Here is a 17,631-nt window from a genome sequence, read left to right as displayed (position 1 = left end):
CCGTCTTATGCGCAGAGAACCTTGATGGATATCGCCAACTTGAAGCCTGATATTCGCCATGAAAATTACTTTTATTAATGAGGAAACAGCCATGAAATTGAAACATTTCACTCTAACGTTAGCCGCGGTAAGTGTGCTTAGCGCCTGTAACATTGGCGACGACAATGACGCTGAAGTGAGTGCACTGCAAGCGCAAGTCGCACAACTGCAAACCGAACTCAACAACATAGACACAGCGAATGAAGCGGAAGTTGCCACTTTGAACGCGACTGTTGTTGCGATGCAAGCACAGATAGATGCTATGACTGCAGAGTTAGTGACCTTACAAGAAGCATCTAACAGTGCCTCAACAGATGAAGATATTGCTGCTTTGCAGGCTGAAATTGAAGCCCTGCAAACAACGTTAGATGCGTTAACGGCACAAGCTCCGGTATTAGGCAGCAATGCCACAACAGGTGCAAACATCCTACCTGAAGATGCAGATAAGGTTTTACGCTTTGCTATCTTTCCAGATACCCAAGGCCGAGATGATGACAATATGTCTTTGTATGTTGACGTTGATAAAGACGGTAATACCTTGTCGATTAAAGAATACGTTGGCGTCGATTACAATGGTGATGGTTATTATGATGCTGGAACTGAAAGTCAGAATGACGCGGTTAAAGCCAATGATTGGGATGAAGATGGTATTAGCTACTTAGTTAACGTTGAAGACCCTTTTCACCCCTATATCGAAGTAGATAGTGACGGCGAGCCCATAGTTGTTGCACCTGAAGATCGTAAAGATTTTGGTCCTGACTGGAAAGTGCTACCTTTACCTTTAGTAGAAGCGGTTACCGATAAAATGATTGAGCTAAATGTCGATTTGGTTCTAGCCACAGGCGACATTACCGAATACCGTGCTGAATCTGACTATGTGCAGTGGATGGAAAAAGTGGCAGGGCCACTAAGAGAAGCTGGAGTAAGTGTTTTCCCTGCACGTGGAAATCACGAAATCGTAAATGGTAGAAACTGGCCTGCGTGGTTCACTAACGAACAAGAGTGGGAACGTCAGTCAGTCAATAATGTTTACAACGATATTAACCCTTATGAAGGTTACGAGCAGGTTGATTTTGACCAAGGTTATAAGCTGTATCAAGCATACACAGGCTCGTTAGTTCGTGAACATTTAGATAACGGTAAAGCTGTAGGTTTTCCTGGTGCAGAAGATTTGGTTTATTATTTTGTTGAAGATAAAACCATGTTTATTGCTTTAGATTTCTACTTTGCAGAGCTGTATAGCAGCGCCTATAGAGGTACGTGGACAATTTTAAGAGAATGGTTAAAAGAAGTCATAACGGCCAATGCCGCAGAGGTTGATCATATTGTCGCTTTCGGACATGAACCGCTATCAACTAAAAAACGCCCACAAACTTATCAAGTCGAAATTTACGATGCCTATGTAGCCGACCGAATTGCTTTGCAAGAAGCTAAAGATGCGGCACAAGTAACATTAGATAATGCCATTGCAAACAATGTGTCTGCTGAAGAAATTGCGTTTTATAACAATGCTTTAGAGACGGCAACTAGCGCATACGAAGAACTAGAAGAGCCAAGTTTGAATGGTTACGATATAGGTCAATTGGGCTACTTGCAATTGCAGGATGAAGCCGAACCAGGATTGGCTGCGGACATATTAAACTTGTTCAACAATTACCAAGTTACTTATATTGCAGGGCATGATCACCAATATGCTCGTAGTTTGATTCATCCCACATCAGAAGATAAAGATACCGCCAATGGATTCACTCAAATCATTGGTGGTAACGCATCATGGAAGGCCTATGAAGATCTCTATGGTATGCACGATGATCACGAAACAGGCTTATTCATTAATAACTTCTACGACACTATTACAGGTGGGAATTTAACCAACAGTGAAGGTACCAAATACGCAAGTGTCAGTTCTGACCTTGGCAATGGTATTTCATTTGTACTTGTTGAAGTGAATGGCCGTCAAATTACCACTAAGGCCTATTACGCAGACCATAGCTTAACTGAAGTGGATATGAATTTGGGCGCGCATTATGATTACGATAGTAACGCTTGGTGCACCTATTCTGGCGATTACATGGTAGCAGGCGCTAGCACAACACAAACATGTGACCAAGTTGAGTGGCAAGTGTTAGATGAAAATACCCGCACCACAGATGCGACCGTACGAGTTGTAGCACCTGATCAAAACTACTACGCTCACTCTGAAGCGAAAACAGAAGATGGCTATGTTGGTTCTCAAGCAACCATCATTGATGGCTACAACCTTACATATAACAGCTCATATGCCGCAACTGTTGGTGAAGTTGAGCGTCTTCGTGAATTGTTCTCCATGAGTTGGTTTGTTGATGAAGATGCCACTACCCTATCGGATGTGTTATTCCTAAGCGGAAATCAAACCCAAGAAGGTTCGTACTTTAACCAATATGGTGACCTAGTTGCGCCTATCATCGATGTAGACGCAGGTGTTTTAGCGCAAGGTGAGTCTGCGTCGTTAACCTATGTTAACCAAAACGGTGAGCAAGTGAATAATCCAACCCACACAACACGTGATGGAATATTTATCAAAGGTACTGATATTGAAGCGTCGTTAAACCCATCTCTTGCTAATGGTAATCCCAGTGGCAATGACGCTAACTGGAATGGCCGTTACCTAGCTGATGGTTTAGATTTTGCTGACGCCATGACATTAGTCATGACCGCGCCTGAAGGATACCCCTTGACTGATTTAACCATCGGCCGTTTCGATGAAGCAACTCAATCATGGGTACCCGCGTTTAGTGATGAATGTTATATCGAGAGTGGTTATTCTGACCATTACTCTACCTATTACAGAATCACAGACCAACACCCAGAAGGTGGTTTCCAAGTGTCCAATTGCCAACAACGCTACTGGGGCTATGTTAAAGATAGCAACACAATCTGGGGATTTGTGCACACCGACGGTAAATTTGCAGTCATAGAAAAGTAAGATTGAATATAAAATCTATTCACCCAATGAAGGCATAAACAAGCTTACATTGGGTTATTTAAAAAGCCTATCGTGACGATAGGCTTTTTTTGTAGCGCTTATACGGACTTTATAAAATCGATAATATAAATAGCAAAGGTTCAATATCCAGGGTATTTATTCCATATGGCATTATCAAAACTCTGGTTTGACGCATAAGGACCAATGCCCCAAGTTGGAAATTCAAACAAATCTTTGGCTATCTCTGCGATGATTTCGGATAACTCCAGCTGTTGAACAAGTTGCTGATCAATACTTGTCACGTCATAAAGCGCTCCCCATAAATTGCCAGAGATAGCTCCAGTAGAGTCAGAGTCGCCATCATGGCTTACGGATATGCTCATCAGATGATTTAAATCATTGGCGACTATTGCACAATATAATGAAATGGCGAGTGCCTCTTCGGCTATCCATCCTTCACCCATTTGTTGAATCGCTTTTGCATAATCGCTTTGTGTTTTCGATAGACTTAGAGCTTGCTCGATGGCATTAATGGTTTCTTCAGCGCTGCGTTGTTCTTTCAGTATTGGGATAACGGAAAGTGTGGCGTCGACTAAGGTGTAACCGTCTAATATCTGATAAATGATGGCGGAAAATGCCCCCGCGGCCAAATAGCCAGTAGGATGACCATGAGTAAGTTGTGCGGCATCACAGCCAAGCTTAAAACATTCCTCAAGGGTAAAACTGTCTTTTAAGCGCCAGCAAAATAAACCGATAGGCGCAACACGCATCACCCCCCCACAACCTTTACTGTCATTGAATGCTAACTCTTCAAATCCCCCTGCTGTGCTGAGTGCATTTAGGCAAGTGTTACCGGGGGCGCGCTGGTCGTGGAGCTCTCGGTATTGCCAAAGAAGTCCGTCATTGCTTACGGTTAAATTACTCGGCGAGGAGTGGGACTGGGTTTGTAACCAGCGCTGATATGCATGACCAATACAGCCTAACCACGAAGTCGCGCCTTTATGCTTCCCCCGCACATAAGCCCTTAACAAACCTTCTGCGGTAAAAAGGGTCATCTGGGTATCGTCTGTAATCGCCCCAACTTTGCCATAAGCTGGTAACAATGATGTGACGCCTTCTTTGCCATGCAAGGCAAGAATGCGTTCTCGTGATATGAATTCTACAGGCGCGCCAAACGCATCACCTATAGCCCCGCCAAGCATACAGCCAATGAATTTATCATGTATTTCAGAATTGATTGATTCAGACACGGTATTCCCTATTTATTAACCACTGGCAACTCTAAACCTCCATTGTCGAATGCAAAGCGGTTTGAGAGCCTAAATTTTGTGTTTTAGAAAGTATACTATCTTTCATTTTATCTAAGTATATTAGTCCGTTACATCGAATTCATTTAACTCTATCAAATCTCGCATAAATGATTTATCCGCTAAAGAATTAGAAACAAGGGTTGAAAATTCTTTTGGGGTTAGCTGAATTCCAAAACCTTATAAGACAGAAAATACTGCAGACAGTGTGCAATGGGCATTCGCAATGGTGTCCACGCCTGATAAAGCTGAATATCGAAAGTTAGATCTCGAGATTATAGGCAAAGCGCTTTTACCATCTCTGTGGTAAATACTGGGTGAAATACAAGGGCATCACGATATTGGTTTGTTCTAACGCTGATGAGCCTTGTGTGCCAGTTAACTTAAAGGTTTTACTTGGTGCACATTTTTCAACGTAGGATGCCAGCGATTTTGCTCTTGTACGTTTGCCACTTTTTACTTCTACAGGGATGATATCTCCTTCATCTGTTGCCAAAATAAATTCGATTTCGGCGCGGGCGTCATTCCATGAATAACTTGGTTCAACACCAATGGCAGTGAGCTCTTGCTGCACAAAGTTTTCTGCCACATATCCTTTATATTCATAGTTTTGTTGCTTAATCTCTTTATAACTACTGCCCAGCATATGATTGAGCATGCCCACATCAAACATAAACAGCTTAACCATATTCTCTTTTTTATAGGCCGCAAGAGGTGATTTCGGCAATCCTTCAATAGGATAGTTTGGCAAGGCTAAGCGGCAACTGTTAAGCCAATGGATTGCGGTTTCAAAATCGCTATAACGAGATTTACGCTCAAGAACATGTTTAAATTTGAAGCGTTTAACGGACTCATCGCTCACAAGTGATAACTGCGCTGGAATGCTATTAAACACCGATTCAATTATTGTGGCATCGACCTTGCCCGCGTATTTACCAAAATCGCGACGATAACCTTCAACTAAATCGGCATGAATCTTACTGACTCTTTCAACACGCTCTAGAATGCTTGAATCCTTAAACTGATACCAAGCAGAAACTGCTTCCGGCATACCACCCGTAAAAAAGTAGTCTGTTAGTTTATCCATCAATTTAGTGTGCACAGCAGGTGTGCTTGCTTGACTATCAAACGCTTTGATCAGCGCTTGCTCGTTTGATGCATAAATAAATTCTTGGAAGGTCAGTGGTCGTAAATTGTATTGTTCTACCTTGCCAACAGGGAAGGTGTTGAGCAAACCAATATTCGAGCCGCTGGCCGCGACAAAATAGGAAGGTGCTTTTTCAGCAAAAAACTTTAGTGAGGTAACGGCGCGTTCACATTCGCCAATTTCATCTAAGATCAGCAGGTCCGTTTCTGGGTTGAACGCCCGATTGGTCAACAGTTCAATGTTCATTAGTAGCTCGTCAGGTGACAGTGAGCCATCGAACGCTTCTTTGTAGGCAGGATTTTCAAGAAAGTCGATACGAAGGATGTTGGTAAAGGTGTTTCCAAACAACTCCTGCAGCAGATAGGTTTTACCCGTTTGTCTTGCGCCATCGATCAATAATGGCTTGCGCACAGGTTGGTTTTTCCATGCAATTAGGGCGTTGAGTAAGTGACGCTGCATTGTCATTTCCTGCCAATTAAGATTGTTAACAGCCTATACTATAACCTATTTTACATTTTTACGCGCAGAAAAGTGTGGAGTTTTACATTTATATGCGCATAAAAGTGTTGTTTAGTTTGTTTTGTTCTTGAACAGGTAGCATTCATAGTGAAACTATATTTTCAATATCATTATAAAAATGAAGTTTTAGTTTCGCTTTTTCTCCGGTTTTAAGCTGTCAACCATCAAATGGCTAAAAATTCGAGGTAGAGCGAGTCTAGATCTGAGCAGTTCATGTCGATCCGATCGACATATCAATTTCATGTGTCGATGCCATCACATATAAAGACTTAATCTCGTTATCCTCTTGAGAGTAGAGAGAAAAAATAAAGCATCGTTTGATTCAATGTAGTTCAAGTAATTAACGATTCTATCCAACGGCCAATTTAGCAGTCTTATTCCACATTGCAACGGTATGATTTAACTAGAGACTTCGTTAGAGGTAAAATTCAATTAACTAACGAAGTCCCACTGCGTCCCGCACCCTTTAAGGCTGTGTGGGACTTAGCGATACCTTATGATTTCCTACTCGATATTCTGGATCTGAATATATACAAGCTTAATATATATATGATTTTAATAAAATAATATTAAATCAATAAATTTATGTCATCCTTTATGTAATACCTTTGTTCTTAAGTTCTTTTAATAATTTCGATATTCGCTGTTCAGATAATCCGAATTCAATAGCAAGCTGTTTTTGTTTGCCTTTGCTACCCAGTTCTTTTAGGTGTTGAAACCTTTTATAAAGCCTATCTCTCAATTCATTCTTTTTAAACTCACTGAAGTTCGGACCTGGGTGAAAGTCGTGTTCGTTTACAATCTCAACGGCTTCATGTCGGGCTATTACTCTCGTCAAATTTGGAAACCATATCTTAGGTTTCTGGTCACTTTCAATCATTGACAATTGCAATGAGAGGCCACGAATAAATACTCTATTTTCTAGAGTAATAAGAACGGAAGTTAAAAATTGTTCTGTTGTCTTCGGGGTGATATGTCTAATGGTTTTTAGCTTATTATATGTGATCGGATAAAACCGACTCGTCACAGATAAAAAATCGATGGTTATTGCGCAAAGTTGGAATGATGTTCTTCAGTTAAATCGTCGTATGCGCCACGAATTGCAAACGCGAAGGCGTTGTAGGGCAAGAAAATGTCGATGTTAAAGGCACTGTAAGCGACCGAGATATAACAAACGGTGATTTGGGAACAGTAACTAAAATCCAGCTTATGGAAGATGGTGACATTTGGATTCGAGTTGCTTTGGACTCAGGTAGACATACTCAGTTCATGATCTCAGATTACTGCAACGAAGATGGCCACGCCTATTTAACTCAAGCCTATGCTCAAACAGTCTATAGTTCTCAAGGCTTAACAATCGATGGTGATGTGTTTGTCTTTTACACCCAATATTTGGATCGTGCACACAGCTATGTTGCTTGCTCAAGGCATAAAGTCAAGGCTCATATTTTTGCTAACGCAGAAGAGCTTTCAGAATTAATTCCGTCTGACTTTGAGCATGCCCCTATTGAGATAGGACTACGTGAAGCATTAGCAGCACAAATGTCGCGGGATAATCGTCCTAAACTAGCAATAGAATATTTAACAAATGACCAAATATCATTACTTAATTTAGAAAAGCAAAAAGAGTATGAACTTGCTTTTTGTTAGCTACATAAGATCATAGCGAGGAATGTCTTGAAGCTGAGACAATCTTGTTATCGTAGCATCGACCCACTAGTGACGGTACGATACCAACCTGATACCATATACACGAGAATAATTATAGTTTTTTGAGTATAAACGTTGAATGTAATTGACTTTTTTAGTGGCTGCGGCGGGGCAAGCAAAGGATTAGAACAGGCTGGTTGTAATATCTCGTTAGGGATAGATTTCGAACCGAATGCTGCTTCGACTTATAAAGCCAATTTCCCAAACGCTCAGTTTATTTTAGATGATGTTAGAAATATAACAGTTGAAGATATTGTGACTAAAGTTCCCAATATAACCGAAGAGCCTTTGTTAATATGTACATGTGCTCCTTGCCAGCCATTTTCCAATCAAAACAATAAAAAGTCTGATGCTGATATTAGAAGAACTCTTTTAGATGAAACACATCGGTTTATATTAGCCTTTAATCCTGAATATATATTGCTTGAAAATGTACCAGGAATGCAAAATGTTAACCCTAATGTCGAAGGGCCATTCTGTCGCTTTCTATCTTTCTTGTCAAAAAACGGCTACCAACACTTAAAATTTATCGCAAAGTCCGAAGAATACGGCGTTCCACAAAAAAGAAAAAGGTTGGTTCTATTAGCAAGTAGACTCGGAAGAATAGAGGAACCAGAGAAAACACACGGTGTAAATGGTATCCCATACGTTACAGTCAGAGACGCAATTTTTATGCTACCACCACTTCGCGCGGGAGAAGTATCTGGCGAAGATCCAGTTCATAGATGCTCTAATTTAGATTCTATCAATCTTGAACGAATTAGTTTGACACCTGAAGGGGGCGATAGAAGGAATTGGCCCACCAGGTTGATAAATAAAGCTCATAAAGATTATGACGGGCACTACGACACATATGGGAGGATGAGTTGGGACAAACCATCACCTACACTAACTACAAGATGTAATGGTTACTCTAATGGTAGATTTGGTCATCCAGATGTAAATCAAAATAGGCCAATAAGCATGAGGGAAGCTGCAAACCTTCAAACATTTCCAAGCGACTATATTTTTTCAGGTACACTTACTTCCATGGCTAAACAAATAGGAAATGCCGTACCCTGCGAGTTGGCTAGAAATTTTGGTTTAGCAATTTTAAATCATTTTAATCGCGTTCAGGAAGGACAAGAGTAATGGCTCAGATTAAAACAAAAGCAAGAGCTTTGGATATGTTAGGAAGGCAGCAAATAGCAGGTATTCCAACAGCTTTAAGCGAATTATTTAAGAATGCACATGATGCGTATGCAGACAATGTAGAAGTCGATTACATACGTAAAAGGAACCTTTTAATTCTTCGAGACGATGGTCTTGGGATGACTCGTGATGAATTTGAAGAGCGATGGCTAACAATAGGCACAGACAGCAAGTTTGTTGATGAAAATAGCATTGCTTTACCTGCAACAAACATGTCGAAAGCCCTTCGTCCTGTTATGGGCGAGAAAGGTATAGGCCGACTATCAATTGCTGCTATAGGTCCTCAGGTACTAGTTTTGACTAGGGCAAAAAGAGAGGATGGTTTATCAGCCCTAGTTGCGAGCTTTATAAATTGGACTTTATTTTCACTTCCTGCTCTAGATTTAAGCGATATAGACATCCCTTTAATTGAAATTAGAAATAATCAAATGATAACAAATGACCAGTTTTTAAATTTGTTATCACAAGCAAAAGACAATGTAAAATCATTAAATAATAAAATATCTCAAGATAAAATTGACGCTGTTGTTCATCAGATCGACTCCTTTGAATTCAATCCTGAAGTCTGGTATCGAAACTTGAAAGCTTTTGATGCTAAAGTCGATGACCAATTAGAAAGTGATGGTATCACATCAACTCGAAAGCTCTATTTAGATGAAGACGGTTTTGGAACTCACTTTGTCATATCCCCAGTAGATGAGATCTTAAATGAAGAGGTTGAAGGCGACTCAGCTGCAAGAGCTGCGACAGACCAAGCATCTCGTTTAGAAAAAGCTTTGCTTGGTTTTACCAATACAATGGACAAAGATAATAAACCACCTATTTTGGCTCGTTTTAGAGACCACACAGCAGATGGCTCAGTCGTCGATAGAATAAGTGAATCAATCTTTTTTACTCCACAGGAATTTGAGCAATCTGACCATCATATCAAAGGCTCATTCAACGAATTTGGTCAGTTTACAGGTACAGTAACTATCTATGGTGAAGAAAAAAGAGAATATGTATTGTCTTGGCCTGAAGGACTTAACAAGCCTGTATCTTGTGGACATTTTAAAATTAATTTGGCTGTCATTATGGGAACTGCCAGAGAATCAAAATTACCAAATGTCTTATGGCAAGAAATTTACCATAAAACCAACAAAATCGGTGGGTTGTACATTTATAGAGATGGAATTCGCGTTCTTCCTTATGGTGATTCAGATGTTGATTTTTTACACATTGAGCAAAGAAGAAGTAAGACTGGTCAAGCTTTCTTTTCCTATCGTAGGATGCTTGGAAGCGTCGAGCTAACTAAAGAATACAATTATGCATTACACGAGAAAGCTGGCCGAGAAGGGTTTATAGAAAATAAGGCTTATAAACAATTCAAATCAATTTTAGAGAACTTCTTTATACAAGCAGCACGCGATTTTTTTAATGAAAAAGGTGACCTATCAGAACAATTTGTACACATAAGGTCAAGACATCAAGAAGCATATGACTTACTTAAAAAGCGAGAAAACCTTACAAGCACCAAGAAAAAAAGGCTGCAAGAGCAACTAGAAGTGTTTTTCAAACGTTACGATAATGACTATTGGAGCAGTCGATTAACAAGTATATCTGAGAAAATTAATTATAAATTTAAAGATTTTGATGGGCAATTTGAGTCTGTCGATGATTTTATTTTTGAAGTTCAAGAAATCTTATCAAATGGACTAAAACCATTAGTAAATAATCTAAATATTACGTTTCCAGCAGGAGTAGGGTTTGGTAAAGCGCTAACAGACCTGTGCGATATGTATAAAGTTAAAAAAGATAAAATCCAAAGCAATATTAATGAGTTAAAGGCAAAAACTGAAAAGCGTTTGGTAGAGTTTGAAGATAAATTTGGAAACCGAACAGGGATGCGTAGGCGTTTCAGTGACTCAATCGACTCGCAAACTGAATATCAACAAAAACAACTTAATGCAGTTTATAACAAAGCTAATAAAGTATTAGAAGAATTAGAAGGCTGGGCAAAGAGTGAAATATCTAAGAATAGAGCGATAGCCAAAGAAAACTTAGAACAGGTGAAGCATGATTTTTCTTCTGTAAGCTTTAACGAAAAATCAACAGATGAGTTATATGAGCTGAAAGCCTCTCTTGAAGGGAAAATAACTGAAACTGCAAATATGGTTCTTGAAAAAGTAGAGCATATAGCTGATCAAATACAGACAATCAGAGAAGGTAATGAGCAAAATTCAATATCAGGAAATAAACTTACTGAAGTTATTGAGTCGGAATATGAACATCTAAAAGAAGTAAATGATCAAAATTCTGAAATGGTACATTTAGGTATGGCGATTGGAATTATACACCATGAGTTTAGCGGGAATGTGTTAGGGATAAGGCGAGCATTGAAAGAAATGCAACCTTGGGCAAGTAAAAATGAAAAGCTCAATTTGATATACCAAGATATTCGGAGCGGTTTTGAGCACCTTGAAGGTTACCTAAAAGTGTTCACACCACTCACTAGAAGATTAACTAGAAAGAAAGTAACGATTACAGGTAAAGCGGTATCAGATTTTGTTAATAGTGTTTTCTGGGATCGTTTAGCCAATGAAAAAATTCAATTAAAGGTAACCGATAAGTTTCTAGAGCAAAGCATTATAGGATTTACCTCTACCATATACCCCGCAATCATAAACCTAATCGATAACTCTATTTTTTGGCTCGGCAAAGCTAGTGGAGAAAAGGTGATTACGTTAGATGCTACTAATACTGGTTTTATTATTAAAGATTCAGGGCCTGGTATTCCTACCATAGATAAAGAAAATGTGTTCGAATTTGCTTTTTCTCGAAAGGCTGGCGGACGAGGAATGGGTTTATACGTGGTAAGAAAGACACTAGAAGATGAGGGATTTGAAATATCTTTAGCACCATATAACCCCAATGAAGGTGCTAGCTTTACTATAACACCCAAACTAGAACAAGATTTAATCAATGCAGAGGCGTAAGGGATGACACCAGTGTTAAGTTTTAAAGAAAACTCAAAAATGATTGCACAGCACTTTTTACAATCGGTAGTTGCCGTTGATGACAACATTAGATTTAAAGCAAGACCTGCTTTTGATGATGAAAAATTAGCTGAGCCTGATGATACTGGTTTTGGTGAGTTTGAAGCTGATGATGACAAACAGCAAGCAACCACAGCTCTTTCTCATGAGCTATATTATCAAGATTTATCTCACGAATTTGCAAGTAAAGGAATTATATGTGGTGGTTTTTCCCCTGAAGGTGACGTCGATTCTTCATTGCAAGCAGTCGTAAATACCTCTAAGAATGCAGATATCACTATATTAGATTGGCAAATGGAAAAAGCTGGCCCTGATGGAAAATTTGCAATAGATACAACACTTAAAATATCTGAGATTGATATTGCTGAAGGTGGAAGAACTCGATTGATTTGCATATATACAGCTGAGAATGCTAAAGATGTTGCTGATATACTTGTAAAATCACTTGTTGGCTTACACTCAAAATTAGAAGAAAGGACTATTACGTTTGAGTTACCCGAGCTAACTCATTGGAAAATTGAGGTGGTTAATAAGGCTGATAAACAAGAGGTTGAGTTATGTGATTTTTTGATTAATTCTTTTGCTAATCTTACGACTGGATTATTGTCGAACGCTGTCGTGTCTTCGATAGCATCAATTCGTGATAATACACATAATCTTTTACATAAGTTTAATAGCACTCTTGATCCTGCATATGTATCCCATATTTTAGGTTTGATCTCATCACCTAAAATGAGAGAGCAAGCTCATGACGTTGCGTTCGACTACGCTGTTGAATTAATTTCTGAAGAGCTTAAATCAAGTTTACAGATAAATGAAAAAGTTAAAGGTAGTCTATCTAAAAAGATCATAAATGCTTGGCCTGATTTTATTGAAGTAGATGACCTTAAAAAATCATTTTTCTTGGAGTTATCTGATGAGGAGAAACTAACCTTCGATCGAACACAGATGAAGCGGCTTTTATTAGCCGAAGATTTAAAAGAGACCCTAAAAGAAATAGGTATGGAAGCCAGTCAAAAAAACATCGTAGCTAGTCCAAAAGCTAAAAGATTGTTGGCTGGTGAATCAGACCAAGAAAAGATTGACCCTATTCTAAATATTAATAATGCAATACAAGTTAAACATCAAACGCTTAAACCTATAGAGCGTTTTGAAAGAGAAGCAATTCAATTGTCAATAAATGAACCCTCGGAAAAGCCTTTGCTGGACTTATGTTCAATTGAAAATACAAGACGCTCCCAGGAAATTTTGTTATGTAGAGCACCCTCATTGAAGCAGGGAACAATAGTAAAAAATGAAGAGACAAGTGAATATTATATATGTATTCAGCCTTTATGTGACAGTGTTCGCTTACAAAGCACTACAAGCTTTACATTTTTGCAAATTTCTGAGGTTACGGAGAAGAAAGGAAAGTTTACACATGTAATAAAGAAAGCAAACAATGAGCACTTAAAGCTTTTTATTTCTTGTAAAGCAACTACTGTACGAACGTTAGATTTTTTACCAGATACTGATAGTAAGGTTGTTTTATCATCTTTAGAAGAGCGTCAATATTTTTTCGTCGAAAATTCCAATAACACTCGCTTTGAATGGTATGGCGAGCTTAAACAACTTATAACTCAAGACATTGTTAATAATTTGGCTGCTCAAATATCTAGAGTGGGGAGTGATTCATTTGAATGGTTAAGACAAAAGCAACTTTAGGGTAATGTCATGTCTCATGATTAATATTTCAAATTGGATTAAGAATACTCTAAGAAAGATATATATAAGTTGTTATGTGAACCAATCGAAAAGCAAAGAGGTAACTGGGACACTGGCTATACACAGTGTAATAATATATGGTATTTGTTTGTGAATATTGGTGCTACTGGCCGCACTGGACATAATTACAAAAATGAAAAAATAGGTAATAAGTTTAAGTGGTATGGTAAAGGTGGTTCGAAGCTCATACACCCCAGTATACAAAGCTTATTATCTCATAATGCTAACGTTTGTATTTTTTACCGTAATGACTCAAGAAAAAAGTTTACTTACGGTGGGCAAGTCTTGACTGAAACATATAAAGATAGCTCTCCTGTCGAAATCATATGGAAGCCAATAATATCTAAAAATGAAAATTTCTATTACCCTGATGAAATTCAAGAACCTTTGAAATACTTTGAAGGCACTAAGGCTACTATTTCAGTCAATGTTTATGAAAGAAATAGAAAAGCTAGAGACAAATGTCTGGAAATTTATGGGTGAAGCTCTCAATGCCAGTAATTAATAACGCTTTTATAGTCGCATCATTAATTTTGCCTGATTTGATTTTACTTACTATTTCGAAATGTTTATTTGATGAATTCAATATGATTGACCAAAAGTATGACAGATAGTCAAACCCTATATCCAAGTTTAACGTCTGTCATACTTTAATTTTAATTTAACTGGATTAAATTAGATTGCCTTAAAGCAATAATGCACCGTTAATTATTGATTAATATTAAAAAATCTATTTTAATCTTAGTTAACGATTACTCGATATTCTGAATTTGCTCGCGCATTTGCTCAATTAACACTTTTAGCTCTACCGCTGATTGGGTGATGTCGGCGTGAATAGATTTTGAGCCTAGGGTGTTTGATTCGCGATTGAATTCTTGCATCATGAAGTCGAGTCTTCGGCCGCATGCGCCGCCTTTATTGAGGATGTTGTGAGTTTCGCCAATATGGGAGTTGAGTCGGTCGAGTTCTTCGGCGACGTCGACCTTTTGTGCAAGCATGATCATCTCTTGTTCTACTCTGCCCGCTTCAAGTTCGATTTTTGCTTCTTCGAAGCGGCTTAATAGTCGCTCTTTTTGCCATGTGATGATTTCTGGCATTCTGGCGCTCACGATTTTGACTTGTTCTTGTATTCCTGCAAGGCGTTGTTCAATCATTTCTTTTAAGTTAACACCTTCTGCCGCGCGAGCTTGGATGAAGTCGTTGAGAGTGTCGTCAAAGCCTTTCATTATGTCGGTTTGAATGCTGTCCATATCGGTTTCCACCGTGGCAATAACGCCAGGCCAGCGCAGGATATCGACGGGGTTTACGCCGCTTGATTGGCCGTGAGATTGTACCCAGTCGGCGGCTTTTAGTAGCTGTTTGGCAAGATCTTCATTAAGACTTAGCTCGCCTGCTGCTGCATCGTTGGGAATATAGCGTAATGCACATTCTACTTTGCCCCGTTGAAGACGTTTTCTAAAACGTTCTCTTAACATTGGTTCGAGTGAGCGAAACTGCTCTGGAAGGCGGAAAAAGGTTTCTAGGTAGCGTTGATTAACCGAGCGAATTTCCCATATTGCGGTGCCCCATTCTGCTTTTATTTCGTTGCGGGCAAATGCTGTCATGCTATATATCATGGGTATTCCTCAATAATTTAAATTTGAATGCTGGCATAGTTTACGCGTTATTAACAAAATTCGCAGTGGTTTTTGTTATTCGCAGCTTAGCCTTTAGGCCACGGGATTTGCGCTGAAATGTTGAGGGGTTAAAGCCGCCTCCTACAGGGAGGGATGGTAAATTTATTTTGTAGCATGGTCTTTAGGCCATGGGATTTGCTGTGGAATATTGAGGGGCTAAAGCAGCCTCCTACAGGGTAGGATGGTAAATTTATCTTGTAGCATGGTCTTTAGGCCACGGGATTTGCTGTGGAATGTCGAGTGGCTAAAGCAGCCTCCTACAGGGTAGGATGGTAAATTTATCTTGTAGCATGGTCTTTAGGCCATGGGATTTGACCTAGCATATCGGCGGGTTAAAGCCGCCTCTTACAGGGAGGGATGGTAAATTTATTTTGTAGCATGGTCTTTAGGCCATGGGATTTGACCTAGAATATCGACGGGTTAAAGCCGCTTTGTACAAGTTTGGGATTTATTTCGTCGCTAACTGCAACATTTGGTTGAGTTACGTTATAATCCTGCGCCATATCAATTAGGAGTTTAAAAATGCGTCCAAGTGGAAGAACTGCCAGTCAAATCCGTCCTGTTACTATAACTCGCCAGTTTACCTGTCATGCTGAAGGTTCGGTGTTGGTTGAATTTGGTAATACCAAAGTTATCTGTAACGCTACCGTTGAAGAAGGCGTGCCGCGCTTTATGAAAGGCCAAGGTAAAGGTTGGATCACTGCTGAGTACAGCATGCTTCCGCGCTCTACCCATACTCGCTCAGGTCGTGAAGCGGCTCGTGGCAAGCAAGGTGGACGTACTTTAGAGATTCAACGTTTAATTGCTCGCTCTTTACGCGCAGCGGTTGATTTAAAATTATTGGGTGAGAATACGATTACCCTAGATTGCGACGTTATTCAGGCTGATGGTGGCACTCGTACCGCGTCTATTACCGGTGCATGTGTTGCTCTAGTTGATGCTTTAACTTATATGCGCAGCAAAGGTATTTTAAAAGCGAATCCGCTTAAGTTTATGATTGCCGCATTATCAGTGGGTGTTTATAAAGGTAACGCTATCGCTGATTTAGAGTACTTGGAAGACTCTGACGCTGAAACCGACATGAACGTGGTGATGACTGAAACTGGCAAATTAATTGAAGTTCAAGGTACTGCCGAAGGCGAACCGTTTAGCTTTGACGAAATGAGCGAGATGCTTGAATTAGCTAAACATGGTCTGCGTGAGTTGTTCGATGTTCAAAAAAGTTCGTTAAACTAGAACGGGTTTATAAAAAGATATGCAAGATTATCAAAAAGCATTTATTGAATTTGCCTTAGCTCGCAATGTATTGAAATTTGGTGAATTTACATTGAAATCAGGGCGATTGAGCCCTTATTTTTTCAATGCTGGTTTATTCAATACCGGCAATGACTTGGCTAAACTTGGGCAATTTTATGCACAGGCATTAATTGACTCTGGCATTGAATTCGATGTGTTGTTTGGTCCAGCTTATAAAGGCATTCCTATTGCGACCACTACGGCGGTTGCATTAGCTGACAAACATAACATCGATACACCTTATTGCTTTAATCGTAAAGAAGCCAAAGCTCATGGTGAAGGTGGTACTTTGGTGGGCAGTCCTCTTAACGGCAAAATCATGCTGGTGGATGATGTGATCACCGCAGGTACGGCTATCCGTGAATCAATGCAACTTATTGATGCCCACGGCGCAACGCTTGCTGGTGTGTTAATCGCTTTGGATCGCCAAGAAAAAGGCAAAGGTGAGCTGTCAGCTATTCAAGAAGTCGAGCGTGATTTTGGTACGCAAGTTGTGTCTATTATTAATCTCGGTGATTTAGTTGAGTACTTAAAACTGAAGCCTGAAATGGCGGAACATTTGGCTAACATCGAACAATATCGGCAGGACTATGGGATCTGATTTTACGATTCCGGAGCAGTTTGCCGCTGATTATCATCTTGATGCGCTGGGGCTTAGATGTCCAGAGCCGGTAATGATGGTTCGTATGAAGGTCCGCAATATGCAAGAAGGTGAGTCATTAAGTGTGATAGCTGATGACCATTCGACAACTCGCGACATGCCGAGTTTTTGTCGATTCATGGGGCATACATTAGTGTGTTCCCATACCGAATCCGCCCCCTATATTTATCTCATCCGTAAAGGCGTGTAACTCCCGTAGCACGGCCTTTAGGCCATGGAATATCGCACAATTGCACGAGGTTAAAACACCCGCCTACAAGAGACATTCCCCTTAGCACGGCCTTTAGGCCATGGAGTATCGCACAATTGCGCGGGGTTAAA

Annotated in this window: 12 protein-coding genes and 1 pseudogene; 9 read left to right on the top strand and 4 right to left on the bottom strand. The window is 39.7% G+C overall.

Annotated elements, in window-relative coordinates; translation table 11 throughout:
• Window positions 1-91 precede the first annotated feature (91 nt).
• A complete protein-coding gene (locus VUI23_RS20990; RefSeq protein ID WP_342805914.1) occupies window positions 92-3,004 on the top strand; it encodes a metallophosphoesterase in 2,913 nt (970 codons plus the stop codon).
• A gap of 140 nt (window positions 3,005-3,144) precedes the next feature.
• On the opposite strand, the gene VUI23_RS20985 is transcribed toward VUI23_RS20990, so the two are convergent.
• From VUI23_RS20985 to VUI23_RS20975, 3 genes are all read right to left on the bottom strand, one after another.
• Entirely contained in the window at window positions 3,145-4,254 is a 1,110-nt protein-coding gene (locus tag VUI23_RS20985) for an ADP-ribosylglycohydrolase family protein (protein WP_342805912.1), read from the bottom strand.
• Between the two features lie 349 nt (window positions 4,255-4,603).
• Window positions 4,604-5,917 carry an AAA family ATPase gene (locus VUI23_RS20980; RefSeq protein WP_342805910.1) on the bottom strand — a complete coding sequence of 438 codons (1,314 nt, stop codon included), beginning with the start codon at window positions 5,915-5,917 and terminating at the stop codon, window positions 4,604-4,606.
• Between the two features lie 655 nt (window positions 5,918-6,572).
• A complete protein-coding gene (locus VUI23_RS20975) occupies window positions 6,573-6,815 on the bottom strand; it encodes a hypothetical protein (RefSeq protein ID WP_342805908.1) in 243 nt (80 codons plus the stop codon).
• A 344-nt stretch (window positions 6,816-7,159) separates the two neighbouring features.
• Here VUI23_RS20975 and VUI23_RS20970 point away from each other — a divergent pair, with 344 nt between their 5' ends.
• The 5 genes and pseudogenes from VUI23_RS20970 to VUI23_RS20950 all read left to right on the top strand — a co-directional run.
• Entirely contained in the window at window positions 7,160-7,627 is a 468-nt protein-coding gene (locus VUI23_RS20970; RefSeq protein WP_342805906.1) for a hypothetical protein, read from the top strand.
• Window positions 7,628-7,762: 135 nt separating this feature from the next.
• Window positions 7,763-8,818, top strand: coding sequence for a DNA cytosine methyltransferase (locus VUI23_RS20965; protein WP_342805904.1), 1,056 nt, complete (start codon window positions 7,763-7,765; stop codon window positions 8,816-8,818).
• The gene (locus VUI23_RS20960) at window positions 8,818-11,853 is read left to right on the top strand and encodes an ATP-binding protein (RefSeq protein ID WP_342805902.1); all 3,036 of its coding nucleotides are present in this window, start codon (window positions 8,818-8,820) and stop codon (window positions 11,851-11,853) included. Before VUI23_RS20965 ends, VUI23_RS20960 begins: the two co-directional genes overlap by 1 nt.
• 3 nt (window positions 11,854-11,856) lie before the next feature.
• Window positions 11,857-13,617, top strand: a complete 1,761-nt coding sequence (locus tag VUI23_RS20955; RefSeq protein WP_342805900.1) for a response regulator receiver domain — start codon at window positions 11,857-11,859, stop codon at window positions 13,615-13,617.
• Window positions 13,618-13,671: 54 nt separating this feature from the next.
• Window positions 13,672-14,160 (top strand): annotated as a pseudogene (locus VUI23_RS20950) (hypothetical protein); the annotation flags it as partial.
• A 269-nt stretch (window positions 14,161-14,429) separates the two neighbouring features.
• Here VUI23_RS20950 and VUI23_RS20945 read toward each other — a convergent pair.
• Window positions 14,430-15,293, bottom strand: coding sequence for a YicC/YloC family endoribonuclease (locus VUI23_RS20945; protein ID WP_342805898.1), 864 nt, complete (start codon window positions 15,291-15,293; stop codon window positions 14,430-14,432).
• Window positions 15,294-15,875: 582 nt separating this feature from the next.
• Between VUI23_RS20945 and rph the strand changes: the two genes are divergently transcribed.
• Genes rph through tusA form a run of 3 tightly spaced genes read left to right on the top strand, consistent with a single transcriptional unit; the run spans window position 15,876 to window position 17,500 of the window.
• A complete protein-coding gene (gene rph, locus VUI23_RS20940; RefSeq protein ID WP_216047741.1) occupies window positions 15,876-16,589 on the top strand; it encodes a ribonuclease PH in 714 nt (237 codons plus the stop codon).
• Between the two features lie 19 nt (window positions 16,590-16,608).
• A complete protein-coding gene (gene pyrE, locus VUI23_RS20935; protein WP_342805896.1) occupies window positions 16,609-17,250 on the top strand; it encodes an orotate phosphoribosyltransferase in 642 nt (213 codons plus the stop codon).
• Window positions 17,240-17,500, top strand: a complete 261-nt coding sequence (gene tusA / locus VUI23_RS20930; protein ID WP_303500252.1) for a sulfurtransferase TusA — start codon at window positions 17,240-17,242, stop codon at window positions 17,498-17,500. The genes pyrE and tusA overlap by 11 nt, the downstream gene beginning before the upstream one ends.
• Window positions 17,501-17,631 lie beyond the last annotated feature (131 nt).

Origin of the sequence: Alteromonas sp. M12 (assembly GCF_037478005.1) — a bacterium.
GTDB lineage: Bacteria > Pseudomonadota > Gammaproteobacteria > Enterobacterales > Alteromonadaceae > Aliiglaciecola > Aliiglaciecola lipolytica_A.
The sequence above is the reverse complement of the archived record's forward strand: the minus strand, read 5'-3'. Positions and strand labels throughout refer to the sequence as shown.